Genomic DNA, 23090 nt, shown 5'->3' on the forward strand with positions numbered 1-23090 from the left:
CCGACTTTGTTTCAGAAGGATTTCATGATGCGCAAAGCGCTTGTAGCCTCTTCGTTGCTCGCCCTGTTGCTCGGCGGCTGTGCCAGCAACCCTGCCGACCGGGATGTAAGCGGCACCTGGATCAATCAGGTCGCCATCGACGCGGCAGCCAAGGGCGGTCCTTTGCGTGAAGCATTGCAACGCTTTGGCCCGAACCTCGAATGGGAGGTCAACACCAAGGCCGCGCAGGCGCGTTATTACAACGGCTTTGAAGTGGCCGAAGGCAAGCTGACCGGCGAGAAATCCGGCGCCTGGAGCGTGGACTTCTACGGCAGCTCCGCCACCGAACTCAAGCGCAAAGGCCGGCAACTGCTGCAAGTGGCCAATGACAACGAGCCCGAGCAGCTGTTTGCCCGCGCCAAGGACCCTGCGCCGGAAGGCGCGCCACTGGGCGCCAACTTCGAACGCGCCCTGTACGGGGCCTATATGGGCGGCGACTGGAAAATCACCGACGGCTTCGGCGACGGCGCCACGGTGCAGTTCCAGGCGGACGGCAAGGTCGCCGGCTTGCCCGGCGTAGATCGCTACTCGCTGTGCCTGGCAGGCGACTGCGCCTCAATGAGCGGCGGCTACGACAGCATCTGGCTACAACTGAACGGCCAGGGCAACCCGTGGATTTTTGCGCGCAAGGGCAAGCAGCTGGAGATTTTTCAGGCGGTGAATACTGCACAGGCGGACGAAGTGCCGTCGTTTACCCCTGGCCCTCGTCAATGGTTGCTTGAAAAGTAACAAGCACCAAAGCTCGAATCAACATGTGGGAGGGGGCTTGCTCCCGATAGCGGTGTATCAGTCACAGATGGTTTGACTGACACACTGCCATCGGAAGCAAGCCCCCTCCCACATTTTTTGACCGTGTTTTTCAGCCTTTGAGGATCGCGGCATAACCTTCACGATAAGTCGGGTAGGTCGGCTCCCATCCCAACGCCTTGACCCGCTTATTGCTGCACCGCTTGCTGCCCGCGCGCCGCACACTGGCGTCCTCGGACCACTCGGTCACTCCCAGATACTCACGCAACCAGCCCACCACATCGGCCAGCGGCGCAGGCTCGTTGTCCACGCCGATATAGACCTTGTCCAGCGAACCGCCCTGCTCCACATGGCGCAATAAAAACGCCAGCAAACCGGCCGCGTCGTCCGCGTGGATGCGGTTGCCATATAAAGGTGGATCAGTCGCCACGCGATAACCTTTGCGCACCTGAGTCAGCAGCCACTCACGGCCCGGGCCATAAATGCCGGTCAAGCGCACGACGCTCGCCGGGATGGCGCTGTTGAGTGCCACCTGCTCGGCTTCCAGCATCACCTGACCGGAATAGCCCTGCGCCTGGGTGTCGGACGTTTCGTCGACCCACTCACCATGCTGCTGACCGTAAACGCTGCTGCTGGAGACAAACAGCAGATGCCTGGGCTGCTGGCCATAGTCATCCAGCCACTCCAGCACATGCTGCAAACCGTGCACGTAAGCCGCACGATAGCCGGCCTCGTCGTGGTCGGTCGCGGCGGCGCAGTACACCAGGTAATCCACCCCGCCAATCGGCCAGGTGTCCGGACAATCCTTTTTGAACAGATCGCCGGCGATGCCAATGACGCCCTCGGGCAGGCGCGAAATATCGCGCCGCAGACCATGAACCTCCCATCCCGAGGCCAGCAATTGGCTAGCCAGCCGACTACCCACATCGCCGCAACCGGCAATCACAACAGAAGGCGCAGACATCACAAAACTCCATTCTCAAAGGCGCAGGTTAGCTGCGCTCGGGGTTCAGCGGCCAGTAAAAATAGAAATAAAGTAACACTGGCACTTTAGTTAACAAGAATTACTTGCAATAATGACCGCCCATTTGTCCTCGGCCCGCGACGGGTCTGGAAGGACGATCACTCCATTTTTTCTTCTCATCAGGTCCGGCCAGCATGACACGTATTACAACCCCCGCTTCGCCAACCAAGCTGCACAGCCCATCCCGCGCCTGGCGCGCGATTGCTGCGTTGCTGTTCAGCGTAATGCTGGCACCGACCGCCGCATTCGCTGATGCCAGCGCTCCCGCAGCGCCCGCCGCTGCCGAGCAAAATGCCGCGAACCCGGCCGCACCCGCCGCCGCGCCGGCAGCAACCGACCCTGCTGCGCCAGCCCCCGCCGATGGCACCGGCGTCGTACTGGAAGAAGACAACACCCTGGGCATGGCCCACGACCTGTCCCCATGGGGCATGTACCAGAACGCCGACGTAGTGGTGAAGGCCGTGATGATCGGCCTGGCCATCGCCTCCATCATTACCTGGACCATCTGGATCGCCAAAGGCTTCGAGCTGCTGGGTGCCAAACGTCGTCTGCGCACTGAAATCGTCCACCTGAAAAAAGCCACCACCCTCAAGGAAGCCAGTGAAACGGCGACCAGGAAGGGCACCCTGGCCAACACGCTGGTGCACGACGCGCTCGAAGAAATGCGCCTGTCAGCCAACGCCCGCGAAAAAGAAGGCATCAAGGAACGCGTGGCCTTCCGCCTCGAGCGCCTGGTAGCTGCCTGCGGCCGCAACATGAGCAGCGGCACCGGCGTGCTGGCGACCATCGGTTCCACCGCGCCCTTCGTCGGCCTGTTCGGCACCGTGTGGGGCATCATGAACAGCTTCATCGGCATCGCCAAAACCCAGACCACCAACCTCGCCGTCGTTGCCCCCGGCATCGCCGAAGCCCTGCTGGCCACGGCCCTGGGCCTGGTTGCGGCAATCCCTGCGGTGGTGATCTACAACGTCTTCGCCCGTTCGATTGCCGGCTACAAGGCCCAGGTATCGGACGCATCGGCAGAAGTCCTGCTGCTGGTCAGCCGCGACCTCGATCACCTGCCTCCCGAGCGCAGCTCGCAACCGCAGATGGTAAAAGTGGGGTAATCGGCCATGGGCCTGCATTTGAATCAAGGCGACGACGAGCTCGTCGAAAACCACGAAATCAACGTCACGCCGTTTATCGACGTGATGCTGGTGCTGCTGATCATCTTCATGGTCGCGGCGCCTCTGGCCACCGTGGATATCAAGGTTGACCTGCCCGCGTCCAGCGCCAAGCCGGCACCGCGTCCGGAGAAGCCGATTTTCCTCAGCGTCAAGGCAGACCAGCGTCTGTTCCTGGGCGAAGAAGAGGTCAAGCCTGAGTCCCTGGGACCGGTGCTCGACGCCAAGACCCAGGGCAAGAAAGATACGACGATCTTCTTCCAGGCCGACAAGGGCGTGGACTACGGCGACTTGATGAGCGTGATGGATGCCCTGCGGGCAGCCGGCTACCTCAAGGTAGGTCTGGTCGGACTTGAGACGGCAGCCAAAAAATGATCACGACGCGCCACAAACTGACGCGTTATGGCACCAGCCTCGCCGTCGTACTGGGCGTGCATGCCGTCGCGATTGCCATCGCGCTCCATTGGTCGGCCCCGCGTACGGTAGTGCTGCCGCCAGCAGCCATGGTCATCGACCTGGCGCCTGCGCCTGCGCCGCCGCCACCACCGGCACCGCCAAAAGTGGTAACGCCGCCACCGGCACCGGTGGAAGAACCGCCGCTGCCGAAACTGGCCGAAGCGCCCAAGCCGACCATCCAGGTGCCCAAGCCGGTCAAGCCCAAACCCAAACCGCAGCCGCCCAAGCCGGTGGAGAAAAAGCCCGAGCCGCCCAAGGAGAAACCTTCCGATCAGCCGCCGAGTGACGCGCCGCAGAACAACGCCCCGGTTGAAAAATCGGCGCAGCCCACACCCGGCCCATCGCCGCAACAGTTGGCGGCCAAGGCTTCCTGGGAAGGCACACTGCTGGCGCATTTGCAGAAGTACAAGAAGTACCCGCCAGGCGCCCAGGCCCGTGGCAAGGAAGGCCTGAACCGCTTGCGCTTCGTGGTCGATGGCGAAGGCAACGTGCTGTCCTATGAGTTGGTAGGCCGCTCCGGCAACGCCGATCTGGACCGCGCGACCCTGGACATGATCCGTCGTGCCCAGCCGCTGCCCAAACCGCCGGCCGACATGTTGAAAGGCGGTAGCGTCGAAATCGTCGCGCCGTTTGTCTACAACATCGAAAAGCGTCGCCGGTAAGCGATGCTTCTGTGGGAGGGGGCTTGCTCCCTCCCACATTGTTTTTCAGCACATCTCTGACAGTCCTCGCTCAATCCCCAACAAACTTCTGATAACGTGCGTCTATCGATTGCAGTCGGTATGCTTGGCCCGCAACTTCATGGACGCCCGCTATGACTCTTACAGAATTACGCTACATCGTGACCCTCGCCCAGGAGCAACACTTCGGCCATGCGGCCGAGCGTTGCCACGTCAGCCAGCCGACGCTGTCGGTGGGCGTGAAAAAGCTTGAAGACGAACTCGGTGTGCTGATTTTCGAGCGCAGCAAAAGCGCCGTGCGCCTCACGCCGGTAGGCGAAGGCATCGTCGCCCAGGCCCAGAAGGTGCTGGAGCAGGCGCAAAGCATTCGCGAACTGGCCCAGGCCGGCAAGAACCAGCTGACCGCACCGCTCAAGGTCGGCGCCATCTACACCGTCGGCCCGTACCTGTTCCCCCACCTGATTCCGCAACTGCACCGCGTCGCGCCGCAGATGCCGCTGTACATCGAAGAAAACTTCACCCACGTGCTGCGCGACAAACTGCGCAACGGCGAGCTGGACGCGATCATCATCGCCCTGCCGTTCAATGAAGCCGATGTACTGACCCTGCCGCTCTACGACGAGCCGTTCTATGTGCTGATGCCGGCTTCCCACCCCTGGACGCAGAAGGCCACCATCGACGCCGGCCTGCTCAACGACAAGAGCCTGTTGCTGCTCGGCGAAGGCCACTGCTTCCGCGATCAGGTGCTCGAGGCCTGCCCGACCCTGACCAAGGGCAACGACGGCGCCAAGCACACCACCGTTGAATCCAGCTCCCTGGAGACCATTCGCCATATGGTCGCGTCCGGCCTGGGTATCTCGATCCTGCCGCTGTCGGCGGTGGACAGCCATCACTACGCCCCCGGTGTGATCGAAGTGCGTCCACTCACGCCGCCGGTGCCGTTCCGCACCGTGGCGATCGCCTGGCGTGCCAGCTTCCCACGGCCAAAGGCCATTGAGATCCTCGCCGACTCGATCCGCCTGTGTTCGGTGGCCAAGCCGCCCGCGGCGAGCTAAGCAGACGTATGACTGAGCTGTCGCAGGTGTCGGTGACGGCACTCAAGGGTGTCGGTGAGGCCATGGCCGAGAAACTGGCCAAGGTCGGCCTGGAAAACCTCCAGGATGTGCTGTTCCACCTGCCCCTGCGTTATCAGGACCGCACCCGCGTCGTGCCCATCGGCCACCTGCGCCCCGGGCAGGACGCGGTGGTCGAAGGCACCGTCAGCGGCGCCGATGTGGTGATGGGCAAGCGCCGCAGCCTGGTGGTGCGCCTGCAGGACGGCACTGGCGGCCTGAGCCTGCGCTTCTATCACTTCAGCAATGCACAAAAGGAAGGCCTCAAGCGCGGCACCCGCGTGCGCTGCTACGGCGAAGCGCGCCCTGGCGCCTCCGGGCTGGAAATCTATCACCCGGAATACCGCGCCATTACCGGCGACGAACCACCGCCGGTGGACACCACCCTCACGCCCATCTACCCGCTCACCGAAGGCCTCACCCAACAGCGCCTGCGCCAGTTGTGCATGCAGACGCTGACGATGCTCGGCCCCCAGAGCTTGCCCGACTGGCTGCCCCTGGAGCTGGCCCGCGACTATCAACTGGCGCCATTGGCCGATGCGATTCGCTACCTGCATCACCCACCGGCCGATGCCGATGTCGACGAACTCGCCCTCGGCCACCACTGGGCCCAGCATCGCCTGGCCTTTGAAGAGCTGCTGACCCACCAGCTGTCCCAGCAACGCCTGCGCGAAAGCATGCGCTCCCTGCGCGCGCCGGCGATGCCCAAGGCCACGCGCCTGCCTGCGCAATACCTGGCCAACCTGGGCTTTGCGCCGACCGGTGCGCAACAGCGCGTGGGCAATGAAATCGCCTACGACCTCAGCCAGCACGAACCCATGCTGCGCCTGATCCAGGGTGACGTGGGCGCGGGCAAGACCGTGGTCGCCGCCCTCGCCGCCCTGCAGGCGTTGGAAGCCGGTTATCAGGTGGCGCTGATGGCGCCCACCGAGATCCTCGCCGAACAACACTTCATTACCTTCAAGCGCTGGCTCGAACCCCTGGGCCTGGAAGTTGCCTGGCTGGCCGGCAAGCTCAAGGGCAAGGTGCGCGCAGCCGCGCTGGAGCAGATTGCCAATGGCGCCCCGATGGTGGTCGGCACCCACGCGCTGTTCCAGGACGAAGTGCAGTTCAAGAACCTCGCCCTGGTGATCATCGACGAACAACACCGCTTCGGCGTGCAGCAACGCCTGGCACTGCGTCAGAAAGGCGTGGGCGGGCGCATGAACCCGCACCAGTTGATCATGACCGCCACGCCGATTCCACGCACGCTGGCCATGAGCGCCTACGCCGACCTCGACACCTCGATCCTCGACGAACTGCCGCCCGGCCGTACGCCGGTCAACACCGTGCTGGTCACCGACACGCGGCGCGTCGAAGTGATCGAACGCGTGCGCGGCGCCTGCGCCGAAGGGCGCCAGGCCTATTGGGTGTGCACGCTGATTGAAGAGTCCGAAGAGCTGACCTGCCAGGCCGCCGAAACCACCTTCGAGGACCTCACCAGCGCCCTCGGTGAGCTCAAGGTCGGGCTGATCCACGGGCGCATGAAGCCTGTGGAAAAGGCCGCGGTCATGGCTGAGTTCAAGGCCGGCAACCTGCAACTGCTGGTCGCCACCACCGTGATCGAGGTGGGTGTGGACGTGCCCAACGCCAGCCTGATGATCATCGAAAACCCCGAACGCCTGGGCCTGGCGCAACTGCACCAGCTGCGCGGACGCGTGGGCCGCGGCAGCGCCGCCAGCCATTGCGTGCTGCTGTACCACCCGCCGCTGTCGCAGATCGGCCGCCAGCGCCTGGGGATCATGCGCGAGACCAACGACGGTTTTGTGATTGCCGAAAAAGACCTCGAACTGCGCGGTCCCGGCGAAATGCTCGGCACCCGCCAGACCGGCCTGCTGCAATTCAAGGTCGCCGACCTGATGCGCGACGCCGACTTGCTGCCCGCCGTGCGCGATGCGGCGCAAGCGCTGCTGGAGCGCTGGCCCGAGCACGTCAGCCCGCTGCTGGATCGCTGGTTGCGGCATGGGCAGCAATACGGCCAAGTGTAACGGCTGGCGCAGTTATCCAACCCTCACCCGTAACAAGCTGGTTATACTTCGGTGACTGTACGAATTTGGATCAGGCCATGTCAGAAGTCGCCCTCGCCTCCGCCCCACTGACCGCCCCGTCGGTTATTCAGGCGCTGCTCGCAAAACTCGCCATCCCCTACACGGAAGTCGCCGAACACGCGGGCCTGAACCCAGCGCGAAAGGTCCAGGCAGTCTTGTTGGAAGACGCGGTAGGCGCCCTGATGGTGCTGTTCCCCCAGAACCAGTTGCTCGACCTCAACCGCCTCGCCGAACTCACCGGCCGGCGCCTTACGGCCGTAGCGCCGGACCGCGTCAAACGCATGCTCAGCAAACACGACCTGAACCTGCTGCCGGGCCTGCCGCCACTGACCAGTTCGCCGTGCCTGTATGAAGGCAGCCTGCTGAATGAGCCCAGCCTGCTGGTGCATTCGGGCGAAGCCGGTCTGCTGCTGGACATCCCCACCGACGCCTTCAAGACCCTGCTGACCAAAGCCAGCGCCGCGCAGTTCGGCGAGCCGCTGCGCAATATCCGTCCCAACCTCGACCGCCCCAATGACGACCGCGAGGAAATCACCCAGGCGATGCAGGCGTTCACCGCCCGCCGTATCCAGCAACGCCTGGAAGCGACCATCGAAATCCCGCCGCTGGCCGACACCGCGCAGAAGATCATCAAGCTGCGTGTCGACCCCAATGCAACCATTGATGACATCACCGGCGTAGTCGAAACCGACCCGGCCCTGGCCGCCCAGGTCGTCAGTTGGGCCGCGTCGCCGTACTACGCCTCGCCGGGCAAGATTCGCTCGGTGGAAGACGCCATCGTGCGCGTGCTGGGCTTTGACCTGGTGATCAACCTGGCGCTGGGCCTGGCCCTGGGCAAGACCCTCAGCCTGCCCAAAGACAACCCACACCAGGCCACGCCGTACTGGCACCAGTCGATCTACACCGCCGCCGTCATCGAAGGTCTGACCCGCGCCATGCCGCGCGCCCAGCGACCGGAAGCCGGCCTGACGTATCTGGCCGGCCTGCTGCACAACTTCGGTTACCTGCTGCTGGCGCACGTGTTCCCGCCGCATTTCTCACTGATCTGCCGGCACCTGGAAGTCAACCCGCACCTGTGCCACAGCTATGTGGAGCAACACTTGCTGGGCATCAGCCGCGAACAGATCGGCGCCTGGCTGATGCGCTTCTGGGACATGCCGGACGAACTGTCCACCGCGCTGCGCTTTCAGCACGATCCAGCCTATGACGGTCAGTACGCCGAATACCCGAATCTGGTGTGCCTGGCCGTGCGCCTGCTGCGCAGCCGGGGCGTAGGCTCCGGGCCGGATGAAGCGATTCCGGATGCGCTGCTGGCGCGGCTCGGGCTGAGCCGCGAAAAGGCGGAAGAGGTGGTGGGCAAGGTGCTGGATGCCGAGGTGCTGCTGCGTGAGCTGGCATCCCAGTTCAGCCAGGGATAACTCTGCCGACTTTCAGATAGCTATCGGGAGCAAGCCCCCTCCCACAGTCGACCGGGTTCCAGCTTTGGAATACGGCCCCCTGTGGGAGCTGGCTTGCCTGCGATGAATTCAACTCGATCTGTCCGAAACCCTACTTCTTTTTCTTCGGCCTCAAATACTTGGTCAGCCCCTGAAACCAGATCACCAGCGCCGGGTTGCCCTTGATCTGGATCGACTTGTCCTGAATCCCCGTCATAAACGCCAGCTGCTTGTTCTTCGCCTGCATCGTGGCAAAGCCGTAGGCGGCATCCTTGAACGCAATCGCAAACGCCGGCGCGGGGTGCACGCCCGAGCGGCTGGTGATGCGCTGGTCTTTGACGATGAAGTGACGGGCAACCTTGCCGTCGAGGGTTTGCAACTGGAAGGCCAGGTCTTTATCGCCCAGCTGTTGCTGGAAGGCAGGATTGGTGCGGCTGGCTTTGCCCATCATCAGGCCCAGCACCCACAGCAGGAGACGAAATTTCATGCACACGGCCTCGGTGTAATTATTGAGTGGCCGCAGCAGTTTAACGATTTGCCAAAAGAACGCCACCGATCTGCCGCAATAGCGGAAGATCGGCTGGCGTTTGACGCTTATAGCAGCATGTTGCTTAAACAGCCGGGCAAGGCACTGGTGCCCAATCGGCCAGGTTCGGATCGCGGCATGTGCCTTCAATCTGGGTTTTACCGGCGTTGGCCACCTGCTTGCTTTCAGCCTGCTTGGTCTGCACGGACTGGATGCTCTTCTCGGTGGTCACGGCTTCCTTCGGCACCACCGGCAGCGGAGGACGCTTGGTCACGGCTTTGCCGCCGGTTTTTTTCTTGCCTGAGGCCGCCGCAGGGGCCGTCGTATCGGCGGTCGCCACCGTCACCACGTCGTTACGCTGCACTCCCACTTGCTGCAGGTCTTTTTCGTAGGCCTGGGTGTAGTTGTTCAGGTCTTCACTGGCCTTGCCGTTGACCGCAACGATCAGGTCATTGGATTCCTTCAGGCCCGAGACGATTTCCGCCAGGCGCTTGCGGCCTTCGGTGTCGTTGACGGTCTTGGCCTTGCGGTCGGCCACCAGCTTGGTGAATGCGCTCTGGTAGCACTGTTGCGAAGCCTTGGCATAGGCGGTGCTGCGGTCGATGTCGGCGGCGCTTTTGTTGAAGTCGGTCGAGTACGACGCGATGCGCTGGTTGTCATCGCTGATCTGCTTCTGGCGCTCGGTGTAGTAACCCGCTGCGCCCCCGGCCAGGGCGCCACCCGCTGCGCCGATGGCGGCGTTACGACCACGCTTTTCCTTGTCGCCGGTCAGGGCGCCCAGCAGTGCACCGCCGGCGGCGCCGATGGCTGCACCGGTAACGACTGACCGCGTCATATTCGAGTCGGTGGCACGCAAGTGCTGCACCGGCTCGTAGCAGTTGGGGTAGTACTCGACCTTGGTGGTGGACGCGACTTTGCCGGCCGGCGACGTGGCGCAACCGGTGAGGACTGTGCTGAAACCGGCCGCGATCAGCAGCAGGTGACGCTTGGAGACCGCCTTACGGGAAAAAAGCATAGGTTGTGTTCTCTTTTAAGTTTGACATGCCCAGCACGGCCCAACGCCGTCTGAGTCCCTTCCAAGCTCGCGGCAACCAACGGTCAAGACCGCTGACCGCTCGCTGCGAGCAATTCCTTCAAGATCGCCGCCGGATCGGCCCGCTGTTGCTTGCGGTAGTTGCCGACATGGCGAACGAACAGTGTCGCGCGCGTCACCAGGCTCTTGCCGAGCACTGGCTTGCGATCCAACTCTTCCTTGATCCGTTGAAACTGCGCCTGGATCACCGCATCGGTGTAGCGCGTGCCGGTCGCCAGGTTATCGATGTAGATCGCCACCGCGCCGTCGAGGGCGCTGCGGCCGTTGGTGATCGCCATGGCCAACAGCTCGGCGCTGGCGGTGTCCTTGTTGTCCAGCGCCTGCTGACGGCTCTTCTGCAGGTTGGCCAGGCGGATGTTGTAGTTGCCGATGGTCTCGGCCACCAGCGCCGCCGACTGAATCAGGTTGCCCGCCGCTTGCTCGCGTTGCTGGGCGATCAGCGAGACGTTGCGCTTGAGCTCTTCATTGACCAGCCCCAGCTCGGCTTGCAGCTTGGGATCGACGCTGGTGGCGATGATGCTGTCCAGGCGCTTGGTCGGGTCCTGGGCGTCGTCGATGGCGTCGGTCAGCGAAGCCAGTCGGCCTTCTTTCTGCCACTGCGCAAACAGTTCCTTGTAGCGAGAACGCGGCGCCGACAGCGCGCCAATCGCCACGCGAAAACCCGTGGTCTCGTTGCTTTGCTCGGTGCCGTCGGCGGCAAACAGCGGGTATTCGCGGCGCATGCCGGTAAACAGCGTGCCCTCGCCTTCCAGGTAGTTGCCGCCCTTGACCACAAAGCCGCCATAGGTACCTTGGCGGCGGCCGGCGTGCACCAGTTGGAAGGATTCCTGGACCATTTCTGCCGCGTTGCCGATCACATCGAACAGACCGATGGGGTTGGGCAACTTTGTGCCGATGGGCATCAGCCGCGCAGCCTGGCCGGTGCCGCCGGCAACCTGATTGAACACCGCCCAATCGGCCAGCGGGCCATCGCTTTCGCTGCCTTCCAGGCGACGCGGAAACAGCCGCCCTTCCAGGTCCTGGCGACTCACCGCCTGGCCACCGCGTGCGGCGAACTCCCATTCCACTTCGGTCGGCAGCCGCACAAAGCCCAGGCCGCCGTCCTCGGCCGAGGTGCCGCGACCGCTCACCGGCAGCAGGTCTCGGTGGTATTTCATCAGCCAGGCGCTGTACACCGCCGAGAAGCGCTCGGCCTCAAAGCGCGACAGCTTCACCTTGGGCAAACGCCCGGCCATGCCGCTGGGCGCATCGCACGCAGGCGCCGGCTCGCCACTGGCCAGGGACTGCGCCTGGGCCATGACCTGGGCGTATTGGCGCGCGGTCACTTCGTACTTGCCGATGAAGTAGAGCATCGGCTTGAGCGGGGTCTTGGCGTCGGTCTTGGGCATCAAGGGCGCGATGACCTTGTTCCAACCCTGCGGCAAATCCTTGAGGGTGAACTGGCCGTTGATGAAGTCGCGGCGGTAGCCGGAGATAAACGACTGCTGGTAGCCGGCCTCGCCTTCGGCAAAGGGATAGCCGAGGCTGATCTCGCGGTCGTCCAGGGTGCCCTGGGCCAGCACGTAGGCGTAGCGGAACACCATGTTGCCGTCGCAGGGCAGCGGCAGGCTGACGTCGTCCGGCAACGGTTTTGGATTGTCGAGCTTGTCGCTTGCCTCATCGGCCCAGGCCAGCGAGGCCAGGCTCAGCGCCACGCAGGCGCCCAGTAACTTATACATCTCTGATTCCTTCAGAAGCCTGGATACGTGCCACTCGCCAACCGCCACAGGCCGCCGCCACGGCGCTTACGCCGAGCACGGCCACCAGTGCCAAGCCGTAATGCCGCGCCAGCAAGTAGCTGGCATGCTCGCCCGGCACCTGCACGAACAACCGATTCAAACCTGTCTCGGCCAGGCCATACAGCCCGGCACTGAGTACGGCGGCAATGCCTGCGCTGTACAGCGCCTGCACCATCACAAACAACAACAGCGCGGCGGTGGAAAACCCCAACAGGCGCAGTACCGACAATTCGCGCCGCTTACGCGCCACCGCCGCCAACGCACCGGCAAGAATCGCCGCAAACGCACCCGCCAGGGCCAACCCGGCGATGATCCAGAATACGATCGACAGGTTGCGGCTCAACGACTGCACCTGGGCAATGGTGTTCGCCTGGGTCGATACCAACAGGTTCTGCCCGGCGAAATACACCCGCAGCGACTCCACATCGGCGAGGCTGCGCGCGTACAGGCGGAACGCCGGATACACCCGCTGCTCGACTGCACTCACCTCATCACCCGGCCAACCCAATGCCGGCACCGCGCGGCCATCGCGGTAATCTTCCGCCGCTTCGAGCAAGGTCAGGTCGGCGAACAGACCGTCACGGGTGAATGCCTCCAGCGGCAACACCGCCAGCACCTGCACCCGTGTGCGCTGTTCTTCCACACGCCCCGCTACCTGACGTGCGAAGCGAGTTTCCAACAGATCCCCCGGCCGCGCCGCGAGCCTTTCGGCAGCGGTATGGCTCAACACGATCTGGCCCACACCTTTCGGGATTGGCAAACCATCCAACAATGGATCACCCGCTGCGGTCGGCAGCATTTCCAGCACCAGCGCGCCCACCTGCGCCGTCGCCGCAATCTGCCGCGTACGCGGGATGGCAAATGAAACATCGGGGCGCTGGCCGAGTTGCTCGATCAATGCGCTGCTGAATCGACCGCCACCCAGCGGAATAATTTCACGGGTGGAGGGGTCCGTCTCCAGGCGTTCGGTCAAACTGCTGACCAGTCCAAATTTCAGGCCGAACAACACCAGCAACGGCGCGATCACCGCCACCAGCGCCAGCACTGAACAGGCCGACAGCCAGGCGTCCCTGCGGTAGTCCTGCCAGGCGAGCGAGGCCACCAGAGCGATGCGCATCAGCAGGCCTCCCCGAGGGTTGCGGTGACGCCGCCATCGGCATCGCGCCGGCAACTGATGCGCCGCACCGGCAAGCCGCTGGCGCGGGCCAGCGGTTCGTCATGGGTGGCGATCACGCAGGCGGCGCGCTGTTCACGGGCCCGGTCCAGCAGCGCCTGCATCACCCGCTCGGCGTTCAGCGGGTCAAGCGAAGCGGTCGGCTCGTCCGCCAGCACCAATTGCGGCGCATGGGCCAGGGCGCGGGCGCAGCTCACCCGTTGGCGCTGGCCCACCGACAGCGCGGCCGGCGGCTTGCCCATCTGGTCGCTGATGCCCAGTTGCTCGGCCAACCGCGCCACGCTGCCGTCGTCCTCGAGCCCCAGCAGTTGCCGGGGCAAGGCGATATTGCCGCGCACATCGAGAAACCCGAGCAGGCCGCCGGTTTGCAGCACATAGCCCAGGTGACGGCTGCGCAGCGCGGCCAGGGCCGATTGCCGATCGGCGCGCCACAACCCGCCGATGTCCTGTTGATAAAATTGAAACTGGCCCACCTGGTCCGGCGCCAGCACCAGCGCCAGCAGGTCCAGCAAGGTGCTTTTGCCACAGCCACTGGGGCCCACAATCGCCACCTGCTCACCGGCGCGCAACGCCAGCGCCGGAATCAACAGGCTGTAGCGCTGGCTGCCGACGCCCCGGCTCTTGTGCACCGCGCAAAGGTTCAACATCACGGCAGCGTCGACAAAGGCACGCGGTACAACGCGTCGCCCGGCTCGGCATCGCCGAATCGAACCCAGTTCGCCACGTCATTGTGGAAGGTTTCGTAGAGGCGGATTTTCGAATCCAGCTCGTCGATAAAGTCTTCCTGCTCGGCCACGCTCAACGACAACCACAGGTCCTGAGTCATGTTCAGCGACTTGCTGCGATACGGCAGGCCCTCAAGGTATTCACCCAGAATGCCGCCGTCGGCCAGGTTGCCGCCCTTGCGCAAGGCTTGCGGGTCGCGGCTCATGTAGGCCGAAGCACTGGCGATTTCCTGGAAGAAGTCCCTGGGCGAGGTTTGGGTCTTGCGTGCGGCATCGACGATCAGTTTCAGCGACTGCTGCAAGTCGTTGAGCTGCAACTTGGTCAGCATCACGCACACCTGGAACGCCGGCAGCGCCGGGTTGGTGAGGTCACGGTCGGCGGTCCAGGCGCTCACCAGTTGCGGTGCCTGGCTCGCGGCCTTGCGGCCAAGGAAATCCATGTGCATCGCATAACCGACCGCTGCCGACTTGTCCGCCAGACTCGGCGCAGCGCTCAACAACGGCACCGGCTGCGGCGTGTTGCTGCGCACTTGGTGCACCAGGTTGGCGAACACCGTGCCGATCTCATCGACCCGCTCGCCCAGTTTGCGCACATCACCACCGGGCACCGGCGTATACAGGTCGCCGATCTGCGGGTTGGCGTCGGCTGTAAGGATGCGGTACTGGCTCTCGGCACCGGCATGGGTTTTCTTGCCAACATCGGTGCGCAGGTGCAGGGCGTAGACCTTGATCTGCTTGCCCAACGCGGCCTGGCGCACTTCGGCTTCGTTCATCTGGGTGGCGGCGAACGGATCGTTCTTGCGCAGCGCGCCCGCATCGGTCACCAGCAGGATGATGCGCCCGCCGTAACCGGACCAGTCCATGCCTTCCACTGCCTGCATCACCCCGGCAAACGCGTCTTCGTTGAACGAATGGCTCGACACAGTGGAGGCCTTGACCTGGCGCGCCATGTCGAGAAACCGCTGCGGGTCGCGGCCCTGATCGAGGCTGATCAGGGTCTTGGCCACGTATTCCAGGCCAGGGGTTTTCTTGATGCTGTTGCGAAAGCCCACCAGGCCAAAGCTGACGCTGTCCAGCTCGCCGCGCTCGGCGATGCGGGTTTGCAACTCGTGCACCACGTCGCGAATCTGGTCGATGTAGGGCTGCATCGACACGGTCGTATCCACCACCATCACCACCGCGGTGCGGAAAGCATCGGCCTTGATTGCAGGCGCGGCGGGCCTCGCCACGGCGCTGCTGCCGGGGTCGATGGACGCCACGTTGAGCAACTGCACCGGCTGGCCGTTTTCGTCGAAGCTCTCTTTGGAATCGAAGATCGGTAACAGGTAGAACTGGTTCTGCGGCACGGCGCTGGCGGCCGGTTCAAGAGCCAGCACCTGTTGATTGTCGTCGCTGTTTTTCTGCGCCCTGGCCAGTGCACTTTTCGCGGCGGACGGGTCCGCCAGCAGCTTTTCCACCTCGCCGGGCTGGCGCAGGAACATCACCGGCGCACGGCCCGAACGTTCGGTGAACTTGAGCACCAGGCTCTGTTTCCAGTCGCTGACCTGGGAGGCCGGCAACCAACCGTCGCTGCGTCCATCGGTGGCGGCGCCAACGCGCACCCAGGGCTGGCCGCCGGCCGTCTTGCGCTGGTACACGTAGAGCACGGAGAATGCCGGGAGCGCCTTGCCGGACGCACCGCCGGCGTCGCTTGCAAGCGTTGCCCCGGGCTTGCTGAGCACGCGCTGGAACAGGGTTTTCTTGCCGGCCATCAACAGCGGGCGCTGGCCGCCATCCACCTCGGCCACCGCCGCAGGTGCCGTGACGGCCTCGGGCACTGCGGCCGCTGGCGGCGTAGCCGGCTCATCGTTGCCGCTCAACCACCAGAAGCTCGCGCCGCCAATGGCCAGCGCCACGGCAACCGCCACGGCGGCCAGGGCCAACACCGGCCCACGGCGCTGCTCGGACACCGCGCGATGCTGGGTCGGCGTCACCACCGGCTGACGCACCGCTTGCGGCTGCGGCTTGGCAGTCGGGATCTCGATGGATTCGGGCGTGATGCCCGCCAGGTCGAAACTCATCGGCATCGGCAACGGCCGCACCAGGGTGGCCTCCGGGGAATCCATCGGCAGTTGATCGAGCGCAACCAGCAACGCCGCCGCATCCGCGAACCGCTCGGCCGGGTCCTTGGCCAGCAGCTTGCGCAGCACACCCTGATAACGCCCGTGGTGCACCGGCAATTCCGGCAGCGGTTCGGTGAGGTGCGCCAGCGCCGTGGAGAGTGCGTCGGTGCCGTTGTAGGGCAGCTTGCCAACGAGGATTTCGTAGAGCACTACGCCCAGCGCGTACAGGTCGGCGCGGCCATCGATCTCCTGGCCCCGCGCCTGCTCCGGGCTCATGTAGCTCGGCGTGCCCACGGCAAACCCGGCCTGGGTGAACTGGGTGCGGTCGTCGAGGGACTTGGCGATGCCGAAGTCCGACAATACCGCTGTGCCATCGGCGCGAAACAGGATATTCGCCGGCTTGACGTCGCGGTGCACCAGACCCTGGGCATGGGCATACCCCAGCGCCGAGGCAATCTGGCGGATCAGCGTCACCCCTTGCTCCGGCGTCATGCCGGCGGCGATGCGCTCCTTGAGCGTGCCGTTGGGCAGGTATTCCATGGCCATGTAATACAGCTCACCGACATTGCCGATGTCATGGATGGTTACCGTGTGCGGGTGCGACAGCCGCGCCAGGGTCTTGCCCTCGCGCAGGAAGCGCTCGCAGAAACTCGGGTCGGCCGCCAGTGCGGCCGCCATCACTTTCAGGGCGACCTTGCGCTCCAGCGAACGCTGGGTCGCCAAGTACACGCTGGCCATGGCGCCTTCGCCGATCTCGCCGTCGATGTCGTAACCCGGGATCAGGATGTTCATGCCGATACCTTCACGACGATGGCGGTGATGTTGTCCGGCGCGCCCCGGTTGAGCCCCAGGTGCACCAGGCTGCGCACGATTTCATCGGGTGCGTTGTGGCCGAGTACTTCGCGGATTTCATGGTCTTCGACGGTCTTGGTCAGGCCGTCGCTGCACAACAGGTAACTGTCGCCGGGAGCGATCAGCAGCTCCACCGCCGCCAGGTTCAACTGGGCCTCCACGCCCACGGCGCGGGTGACGATATTGGCGCGCGGGTGCGTGCGGGCATCGGCTTCGCTGAGCAGGCCGCTGTCCTGCAGGTCCTGCACGTAGCTGTGGTCGCGGGAGATGCTGTCGAGCACGCCGTCGCGCAGGCGATACAGGCGACTGTCGCCGGCCCACAGGCACACGCCGCGCAGGCCACGGGCGGCGAGCAGCACCACGGTGCTGCCCATCAGGCTGACGCCACGGTTGACGGTTTCTTCGCGCACGGCCGTGTTGATGCGGACCAAGTCGTTGCGCAGCGCCGCTGTGTATTCGTCGAGGGACCGGCCCATCGCCACACTGCGCAGGCTGTCGACGATCAGGCTGCTGACATAGTCCCCCGCCGCGTGCCCGCCCATGCCGTCGGCCACCACCCACAGGCGGTTTTCCGGCAGGTCCAGGCACGCGTCTTCATTGACCTGGCGCACCATGCCCACATGGCTTTTGCTCGCGGATTTGTACGTCGACCCCATCTACACCACACCTTCTTGTCCGAGCAAAAACTGCGCAAAATCGTCGGTGGCAGGCAAGCCCTGGCACCGTAATAAACCGGGGGCGGTCCGCTGCGAACCACGGCCCCACCACAGGCTGGCACCCTCGCAGGCCTGTTCGGCCAGCGCGGCCAGTCGCCCGTGGGGCGAGGTCGCGGCCACCCGTTGCAGGCCGGCGAAACGGCTGTCGACCGCACGCGGTTCGGTCGCCGGCACGCCAAGCCGGTCGAGCCCGGCATTGAAACCTTCGAAGGTGGCGCCGGCATCCAGGGTGCTCAGCAACAGTTCTTCGGCCTGTTCGAACCAGGCATCCGGCCCACCCACCAGCGAGGCCGGGTTGGTGTCGTGATCGAGCAAGGCCACCACCGCCAGCGGGAAATAGCGCCCCACCCGATCAATGCTGGGCATCACCACACCCGCCGCTGCATCCGGCCCGCACACGCCCGGCGCCAGCACAAAGCGCCACAGCGGGCTCACCAGGTAGACGTTGAGCCAGTCGCCGCCCAGGCTGTTCTGGCTCGCGAGCAGGCCCGCCGCCAGCCAGCTATCCCACGGGCCGACAAAACTCTGGGGCAAGGCGCGGCTGACAAAATCGCCACGGCTGGCCAACTTGCCGTAGAAGCCCAGGGTGGTCATAGCCGCTCCGGCAGGCTGAAGCCACTGAGTACGCGGCTTTTGAACGGGTTGAACGCACTGTTGGCACGCAGTTCGTAGGCGATGCTCGCACCGTCCACCCGCAGGCGCAGGTTGAAACGGTCCGGCGAGTTGCCGGCGGTAAGGTCCGATTGCTCCAGCAGGCGGAACCACGCCCACGGGCCGTCCAGCGTCACACCGGAGCGGCCACTGGCCGACGGCGGCATGATGGAAATGCGCACCACGCCAATGCTGCCGGGGTTCGGCCATTGCATCGCCACCGGGCGACTCGGACCGTGGTCGTAGCTCAATTGCTGGCCGTCGAGGTCGAGCAGGAATTGGGTGATCGTAGGGTCCATCGACACCGGCTTGAGTTCAAAGCGCACGATGGGCTGGGTGCCCCCCGCTCTAAAGAACGCGTCACGAATCGCCGCCGCACGCTGGAAGGTTTGCAGCACGCCCGGGGCAATCCCGAGTTTCTGCGCCGCGCCCGGCTGCCAGCGCCAGGTCTGGCTCGACGTGTCCACATAAGGCTGCAGGTACTTGCGAAAGTAGTTGTCCATCACCCCGCCCACGCCGAAGAACTGGCCGAAGTCATCCAGGGTCGCGTCGCGCGCGCTGCCCGGCGACATCGGATAGCGCCCGGCCAACGACTGGCGGTACACATTGACCACTTCGCTGGCCCAGGCCGCGTTCAGTTGATTACGCACCCCACCCATCATGCTGTTGGTAGTGGAGTTGACCACCGACTTGACCATGCCCTGCACCAGCGGCGGCTGGCGTTCGGCATTCAGGCTGACCCGCGTGGCCGCAGCAGCGGCCTGGTTTTTGGCCTCGCCGAGCAGCGCATCGCCGCTGGCGCCGACCATCGCACTGACCTGCACATACAGCGCGTTCATGTCCGCGAGCAGGCCGTCGATGGCAGCGGGTTCGCCTTCGTTCTTGCTGACGATGCTGTTGAGTTCAGCAAAATGCGCGGTTACCGGATCATCCACTGCCGCCGGGGTATTGGCGGTCGGTTGTTCCTGGCCGAGCAGGCTGCCCAGGCGCTCCTTGAGCTTGTCGACGCCGCCTTCCACCGGCACGCCCTTGGCCACCAGTTGACGCTCTTCGGCTTGCAGATCGGTTTCCCTGGCCACCGCCACCAGCAGTTTTTTCAGTGGCGATGTCGGCCCGGAGATCACCCGCAGCACATCGGCCGCCTGGGCCACGCTGGTGATCGGCACGAAGTCGATGTCCGCGAGCAACGCATCCCACTGGCGCTGGTAATCCTGGAAGTACAGACGGCGCACATCGGCGGCCAGGCTCACCACATTCTGTTGATCGGCCGGTTCATTGCCCAGTACCCATTGCTCTTCCGCCAGGGTGCCGGTCTGGTTGAGGCTGCTCAGCAGGAACGCCTGGCGATAACCCTTGGCGGTAAAAAAGCCGCTCAATGGCTCGCCCAACGGCTTGCCGCTCTTGCGGCTGAACACCAGCGCGGCATCCCGCCCGGCCGCCTCGTTGAGGCGAAAGTCAGGGATGCCGTCGGGCAGTTTCTGGCGCTTGACCCGGTCATACACGCGCTGGGCCACCGGCAGTTGCTGCAACTGGCGACGCAAGTCGTCGATCAGGCGCGGGTCCAGTCGCGCATTCGGCGGATGGCGGTCGAACAGCGCCTGCAAATGCCCGGCCAGCGCCTGGCGCTGATCGGCCGGCAGGTCCCGTGGCAGGTTGCGGTCCCAGTCCAGCGCGATCCAGGCCTTGATGAAGTCCGGATCGTAATGCTCGCTGTCAGCCAGCATCAGGTAGGCCTTGAGGCCTTCGTACAGGAAGTCCGAATTGCCGCCGCCGTGCAGTTGCTCTTCGATGCGCGTCACCAGACGGGGCGCAAACACGGCGATCAACAGCTTGCGGTAGACACTGGCGGATTCGGCTCCGAGCATGTCGCCCTGATACAGCCCCAAGCCTTCGGACCAACTGGGCGAGTCGCCCGCCAGGTTCTTCACCGCATTGAGCAGCGGCAGTACGGCGAGCACGTCACGCTGTGCCGGACTGAGGTTCTGCACGGTCTGGCCCAGGGGCTCGACCTTCTGGTCGACCTGGGCGATATAGGCCTGGTTGGCGCGATAACTCACCCACCACACAGCGCTGACCACAACGACCAGCGCCACGGTGGCCGCGAGAACGCCGCGCGCCAGCCATTTGCGCCGCCGCTCGACCTTCGGGTTCACGCCAACCAGTCCACGCTCGGCAAACGCCACGGCGGTAAAGAGTTTTTCGATGAAGTAGCTGCGCCCGGTGCCGCTCTGACGTGCCAGGTGCTGGCGGTCCAGGTTCATGCTCTGGGCCATCGCACCGATCAGGCGATCGATCGGGCTGCCTTCCTGAGTGCCGCTGGTGAAGTAAACGCCGCGCAACAGCACGCGCTCTTCGAACGCATTGGGCTTGAACACGCCTTCGAGGAAGCTTTGCAGGCAATCCTTCAGCGCACCGAACTGCTGTGGGAAGCCGTAGATCAGGTCGCGCCGCGCCGGGTCGCGCTCCTGTTGCAGGCGCTCCACCAGACGCTCGTTGAGACGCTGTTCCAGGCCGGCAAATTCGCTCTGCAGATGGGCCAGCGGGCTGTCGCTGTTTTTCCCCTCGTCCAGGGCAAAGGTCATGCCCCACACCTGGGCGCGTTCTTCCTTGCTCAGGTTGTCGAAGAACTCCATGAAGCCCGGCACCAGGTCGAGCTTGGTCAGCATCAGGTAGATCGGGAAGCGCACGCCCAACTGGGTGTACAGCTCCTGGATACGCAGACGGATTGCCGCGGCGTGGGCGGCGCGCTCGGCGTCGGTTCCGAGCAGCAAATCCGACAGACTGATGGCGATGAACGCACCGTCGATGGGGCGACGCGAGCGCTGTTTTTTCAGCAGGTCGAGAAAGCCCAGCCAGGCGGCCTTGTCCACCGTCGAGTTGCTGTCCTGGGTGGTGTAGCGGCCGGCGGTGTCGAGCAGTACCGCCTGATCGGTAAACCACCAGTCGCAATTGCGCGTGCCGCCGACCCCACGTACCGCACCGGCGCCGAGCTGGGCGGCCAGCGGAAAATGCAGGCCGGAATTGACCAGCGCGGTGGTCTTGCCCGACCCCGGCGGCCCGATGATCACGTACCACGGCAGCTCGTAGAGGTTGCGCCGCTCATCACCGCCCAGCTTGGCTTTTTTCAGCAACGCCAGGGCTTCGTCCATGCGCTGGCGCAGGGTCGACAATTCTTCGGCAGTGGCCACGCTGTTAGGGTCCGCCGGGGTGTCGGCAGCGAGGCTGCGCAGCACTTCGGCAGCCTGGCGGCGGGCCTGGATGATGCGCCACACGCGGTAGGCGACCCACACCGCAAACACCAGGATGATCAGCGCCCAGCGCCGGCCTTCGGGCACCAGCACGTCGAGCAACGGTCCGACGAACCAGATGATCAGGCTCAGGGCGATCAGGCCCAGCAGCGGGATCACCCAGCGAATCATGAAACTGAAAAACGCCTTCACTCGACGCCCTCCGCCAATACGGTGATTTCAACCCGGCGATTGCGGGCACGGCCTTCTGCGGTCGCGTTGGTCGCCAGCGGTTCGGTGTCACTGCGGCCTTCGGCACTGAAGCGCTCGGCCTGGCCGGTCTTGGCGGCGAGAATCTCCAGCACCGACTTGGCCCGTGCTTCGGACAAGGCCCAGTTGGACGGGAAGCGCAGCGTGGCAATCGGGCGGTTGTCGCTGTGGCCGGTAACACGCACCTGGCCCTTGACCTTGCGGATGGCGTCAGCGATGCGCAGCATCAACGGCTGGTAGTTGTCGACGATACTCGCGCTGGCCGAGGCGAACAGCTCGTCACCCTTGATCGTCACCACGGAGCGGTCGACCTTGTCCTCCACCGCAACGCGACCGGCCTTGATGTCTTCGGCCAGAAAGCCCGCCAGGCGCGGCCGTTCGATGACTTTGGGCTGCGCCACCGGACGGTCGATGGCCTGCACCGGGATCTCGCCCAGGGCGTGGATGTTCTTGAACACTGGCTCTGCGTCCGAGGCCAGCTTCAGGCGCAAGCCGAACAGCAAGGCCAGCAGCAGCGCCAGGCCAATGGCCACGGCGATCCACGGCGGCATGAACTGCGCCAGGCGATCGCGCGCCACGGTCACGCCGCGCCAGTGCGGCGACAGCTCGCGCTCATGCTCGCCACGGGCACTGCGAATCGCTGCGGCGGTGCGCTCACGTAGCGCTTCGAGCTGGCTGCGACCGTCGTTCATCACGCGGTAGCGACCTTCGAAACCCAGACACAGACACAAGTACAGCAGCTCCAGCAGGTACAGGCGTTCCCGTGGGCTTTGCAGGCAATGGTCGAGCAACTGGAAAACCTTTTCGCCGCCCCAGGCTTCGTTGTGCACGGTGATCAGCAAACTCTGTTTGCCCCAGTCGCTGGTGCTGCCCCACGGCGTGCTGAGCACGGCTTCATCGAGGGCGGTGCACAGCGCGTAACGCGCCAGCAGCACTTCGTTGCGCGGGGTGCCGGCGGCTTCAGCGCGCTCTTCGAACTGGCGCAGGTAGGCCAGCAACTGCGCGCGCAGACTGGCCGGCGCCGGGTGGGCGATCGTGTTGCGCAGGCGCGTCAGCAGCGCCAACAGCGGGCCGGCAGCACTTTCCAGTGGGTTGAGGCCCTGGCTTTTACCGGTGAGGATCGGCGCCGCCGGCATTGCCAACGGGGCAGGCTCGGCACGCGCAGGTTCCGGCGCGCGGCCTCCCGGGCGCGGCATGAACTGGGTGCGGTCATCGTCATTGGGATGCATCGC

At 64.6% G+C, this 23090-nt stretch carries 18 protein-coding genes; 7 read left to right on the top strand and 11 right to left on the bottom strand.

Features of this window, described 5'->3' with window-relative positions:
• Positions 1-27 precede the first annotated feature (27 nt).
• Complete coding sequence (locus RHM60_RS15790; RefSeq protein ID WP_231422306.1) at positions 28-768, top strand: hypothetical protein; 741 nt, start codon at positions 28-30, stop codon at positions 766-768.
• Positions 769-898: 130 nt separating this feature from the next.
• Here the strand turns inward: RHM60_RS15790 and RHM60_RS15795 are convergent, their stop codons facing one another.
• Positions 899-1750, bottom strand: a complete 852-nt coding sequence (locus RHM60_RS15795; RefSeq protein ID WP_209986471.1) for an SDR family oxidoreductase — start codon at positions 1748-1750, stop codon at positions 899-901.
• Between the two features lie 194 nt (positions 1751-1944).
• Between RHM60_RS15795 and exbB the strand changes: the two genes are divergently transcribed.
• The 6 genes from exbB (at position 1945) to RHM60_RS15825 (ending at position 8726) form a co-directional block, all read left to right on the top strand.
• Positions 1945-2916, top strand: a complete 972-nt coding sequence (gene exbB, locus RHM60_RS15800) for a tonB-system energizer ExbB (RefSeq protein WP_322212183.1) — start codon at positions 1945-1947, stop codon at positions 2914-2916.
• 6 nt (positions 2917-2922) lie between these two features.
• A complete protein-coding gene (gene exbD / locus RHM60_RS15805; RefSeq protein ID WP_003231649.1) occupies positions 2923-3348 on the top strand; it encodes a TonB system transport protein ExbD in 426 nt (141 codons plus the stop codon).
• The gene (locus RHM60_RS15810) at positions 3345-4091 is read left to right on the top strand and encodes an energy transducer TonB family protein (protein WP_209986476.1); all 747 of its coding nucleotides are present in this window, start codon (positions 3345-3347) and stop codon (positions 4089-4091) included. Before exbD ends, RHM60_RS15810 begins: the two co-directional genes overlap by 4 nt.
• Before the next feature lie 152 nt (positions 4092-4243).
• Positions 4244-5164, top strand: a complete 921-nt coding sequence (locus RHM60_RS15815) for a hydrogen peroxide-inducible genes activator (RefSeq protein ID WP_057006348.1) — start codon at positions 4244-4246, stop codon at positions 5162-5164.
• A gap of 8 nt (positions 5165-5172) precedes the next feature.
• The gene (recG, locus tag RHM60_RS15820; protein ID WP_209986479.1) at positions 5173-7248 is read left to right on the top strand and encodes an ATP-dependent DNA helicase RecG; all 2076 of its coding nucleotides are present in this window, start codon (positions 5173-5175) and stop codon (positions 7246-7248) included.
• A gap of 77 nt (positions 7249-7325) precedes the next feature.
• The gene (locus RHM60_RS15825; RefSeq protein WP_231422304.1) at positions 7326-8726 is read left to right on the top strand and encodes an aminoacyl-tRNA deacylase and HDOD domain-containing protein; all 1401 of its coding nucleotides are present in this window, start codon (positions 7326-7328) and stop codon (positions 8724-8726) included.
• Positions 8727-8856: 130 nt separating this feature from the next.
• On the opposite strand, the gene RHM60_RS15830 is transcribed toward RHM60_RS15825, so the two are convergent.
• The 10 genes from RHM60_RS15830 to RHM60_RS15875 all read right to left on the bottom strand — a co-directional run bounded on the left by RHM60_RS15830 (position 8857) and on the right by RHM60_RS15875 (position 23087).
• Entirely contained in the window at positions 8857-9231 is a 375-nt protein-coding gene (locus RHM60_RS15830) for a hypothetical protein (protein WP_057006710.1), read from the bottom strand.
• A gap of 124 nt (positions 9232-9355) precedes the next feature.
• A complete protein-coding gene (gene tagQ / locus RHM60_RS15835; RefSeq protein ID WP_231422303.1) occupies positions 9356-10285 on the bottom strand; it encodes a type VI secretion system-associated lipoprotein TagQ in 930 nt (309 codons plus the stop codon).
• An 83-nt stretch (positions 10286-10368) separates the two neighbouring features.
• Positions 10369-12081: a formylglycine-generating enzyme family protein gene (locus RHM60_RS15840; protein ID WP_322212184.1), complete on the bottom strand. Its 1713-nt coding sequence runs from the start codon at positions 12079-12081 to the stop codon at positions 10369-10371.
• Complete coding sequence (locus RHM60_RS15845; RefSeq protein WP_231422301.1) at positions 12074-13258, bottom strand: ABC transporter permease; 1185 nt, start codon at positions 13256-13258, stop codon at positions 12074-12076. Before RHM60_RS15845 ends, RHM60_RS15840 begins: the two co-directional genes overlap by 8 nt.
• A complete protein-coding gene (locus RHM60_RS15850) occupies positions 13258-13962 on the bottom strand; it encodes an ABC transporter ATP-binding protein (RefSeq protein WP_231422300.1) in 705 nt (234 codons plus the stop codon). Before RHM60_RS15850 ends, RHM60_RS15845 begins: the two co-directional genes overlap by 1 nt.
• Positions 13962-16934 (bottom strand): serine/threonine-protein kinase, encoded by a 2973-nt coding sequence (locus RHM60_RS15855; RefSeq protein ID WP_322212185.1) that lies wholly within the window; start codon positions 16932-16934, stop codon positions 13962-13964. Before RHM60_RS15855 ends, RHM60_RS15850 begins: the two co-directional genes overlap by 1 nt.
• Positions 16931-17650 (bottom strand): PP2C family protein-serine/threonine phosphatase, encoded by a 720-nt coding sequence (locus RHM60_RS15860; protein ID WP_231422298.1) that lies wholly within the window; start codon positions 17648-17650, stop codon positions 16931-16933. The genes RHM60_RS15855 and RHM60_RS15860 overlap by 4 nt, the downstream gene beginning before the upstream one ends.
• Positions 17651-18304, bottom strand: a complete 654-nt coding sequence (tagF, locus tag RHM60_RS15865; protein ID WP_322212186.1) for a type VI secretion system-associated protein TagF — start codon at positions 18302-18304, stop codon at positions 17651-17653.
• A complete protein-coding gene (gene tssM, locus RHM60_RS15870; RefSeq protein ID WP_231422296.1) occupies positions 18301-21801 on the bottom strand; it encodes a type VI secretion system membrane subunit TssM in 3501 nt (1166 codons plus the stop codon). The genes tagF and tssM overlap by 4 nt, the downstream gene beginning before the upstream one ends.
• Positions 21798-23087, bottom strand: a complete 1290-nt coding sequence (locus RHM60_RS15875; protein ID WP_231422295.1) for a DotU family type VI secretion system protein — start codon at positions 23085-23087, stop codon at positions 21798-21800. The genes tssM and RHM60_RS15875 overlap by 4 nt, the downstream gene beginning before the upstream one ends.
• Positions 23088-23090 lie beyond the last annotated feature (3 nt).

It is taken from the genome of Pseudomonas sp. MH9.3 (assembly GCF_034354675.1).
GTDB lineage: Bacteria > Pseudomonadota > Gammaproteobacteria > Pseudomonadales > Pseudomonadaceae > Aquipseudomonas.

Excerpts from the sequence above, each read along its gene's own strand:
- RHM60_RS15810 (WP_209986476.1), top strand. The coding sequence starts at position 3,345 with ATGATCACGACGCGCCACAAACTGACGCGTTATGGCACCAGCCTCGCC.
- RHM60_RS15790 (WP_231422306.1), top strand. The coding sequence starts at position 28 with ATGCGCAAAGCGCTTGTAGCCTCTTCGTTGCTCGCCCTGTTGCTCGGC.
- tagQ (WP_231422303.1), bottom strand. The coding sequence starts at position 10,285 with ATGCTTTTTTCCCGTAAGGCGGTCTCCAAGCGTCACCTGCTGCTGATC.
- RHM60_RS15860 (WP_231422298.1), bottom strand. The coding sequence starts at position 17,650 with ATGGGGTCGACGTACAAATCCGCGAGCAAAAGCCATGTGGGCATGGTG.
- RHM60_RS15845 (WP_231422301.1), bottom strand. The coding sequence starts at position 13,258 with ATGCGCATCGCTCTGGTGGCCTCGCTCGCCTGGCAGGACTACCGCAGG.
- RHM60_RS15815 (WP_057006348.1), top strand. The coding sequence starts at position 4,244 with ATGACTCTTACAGAATTACGCTACATCGTGACCCTCGCCCAGGAGCAA.
- tagF (WP_322212186.1), bottom strand. The coding sequence starts at position 18,304 with ATGACCACCCTGGGCTTCTACGGCAAGTTGGCCAGCCGTGGCGATTTT.
- RHM60_RS15830 (WP_057006710.1), bottom strand. The coding sequence starts at position 9,231 with ATGAAATTTCGTCTCCTGCTGTGGGTGCTGGGCCTGATGATGGGCAAA.
- RHM60_RS15850 (WP_231422300.1), bottom strand. The coding sequence starts at position 13,962 with ATGTTGAACCTTTGCGCGGTGCACAAGAGCCGGGGCGTCGGCAGCCAG.
- RHM60_RS15855 (WP_322212185.1), bottom strand. The coding sequence starts at position 16,934 with ATGAACATCCTGATCCCGGGTTACGACATCGACGGCGAGATCGGCGAA.
- exbD (WP_003231649.1), top strand. The coding sequence starts at position 2,923 with ATGGGCCTGCATTTGAATCAAGGCGACGACGAGCTCGTCGAAAACCAC.
- recG (WP_209986479.1), top strand. The coding sequence starts at position 5,173 with ATGACTGAGCTGTCGCAGGTGTCGGTGACGGCACTCAAGGGTGTCGGT.
- RHM60_RS15795 (WP_209986471.1), bottom strand. The coding sequence starts at position 1,750 with ATGTCTGCGCCTTCTGTTGTGATTGCCGGTTGCGGCGATGTGGGTAGT.
- exbB (WP_322212183.1), top strand. The coding sequence starts at position 1,945 with ATGACACGTATTACAACCCCCGCTTCGCCAACCAAGCTGCACAGCCCA.
- RHM60_RS15840 (WP_322212184.1), bottom strand. The coding sequence starts at position 12,081 with ATGTATAAGTTACTGGGCGCCTGCGTGGCGCTGAGCCTGGCCTCGCTG.
- RHM60_RS15875 (WP_231422295.1), bottom strand. The coding sequence starts at position 23,087 with ATGCATCCCAATGACGATGACCGCACCCAGTTCATGCCGCGCCCGGGA.
- RHM60_RS15825 (WP_231422304.1), top strand. The coding sequence starts at position 7,326 with ATGTCAGAAGTCGCCCTCGCCTCCGCCCCACTGACCGCCCCGTCGGTT.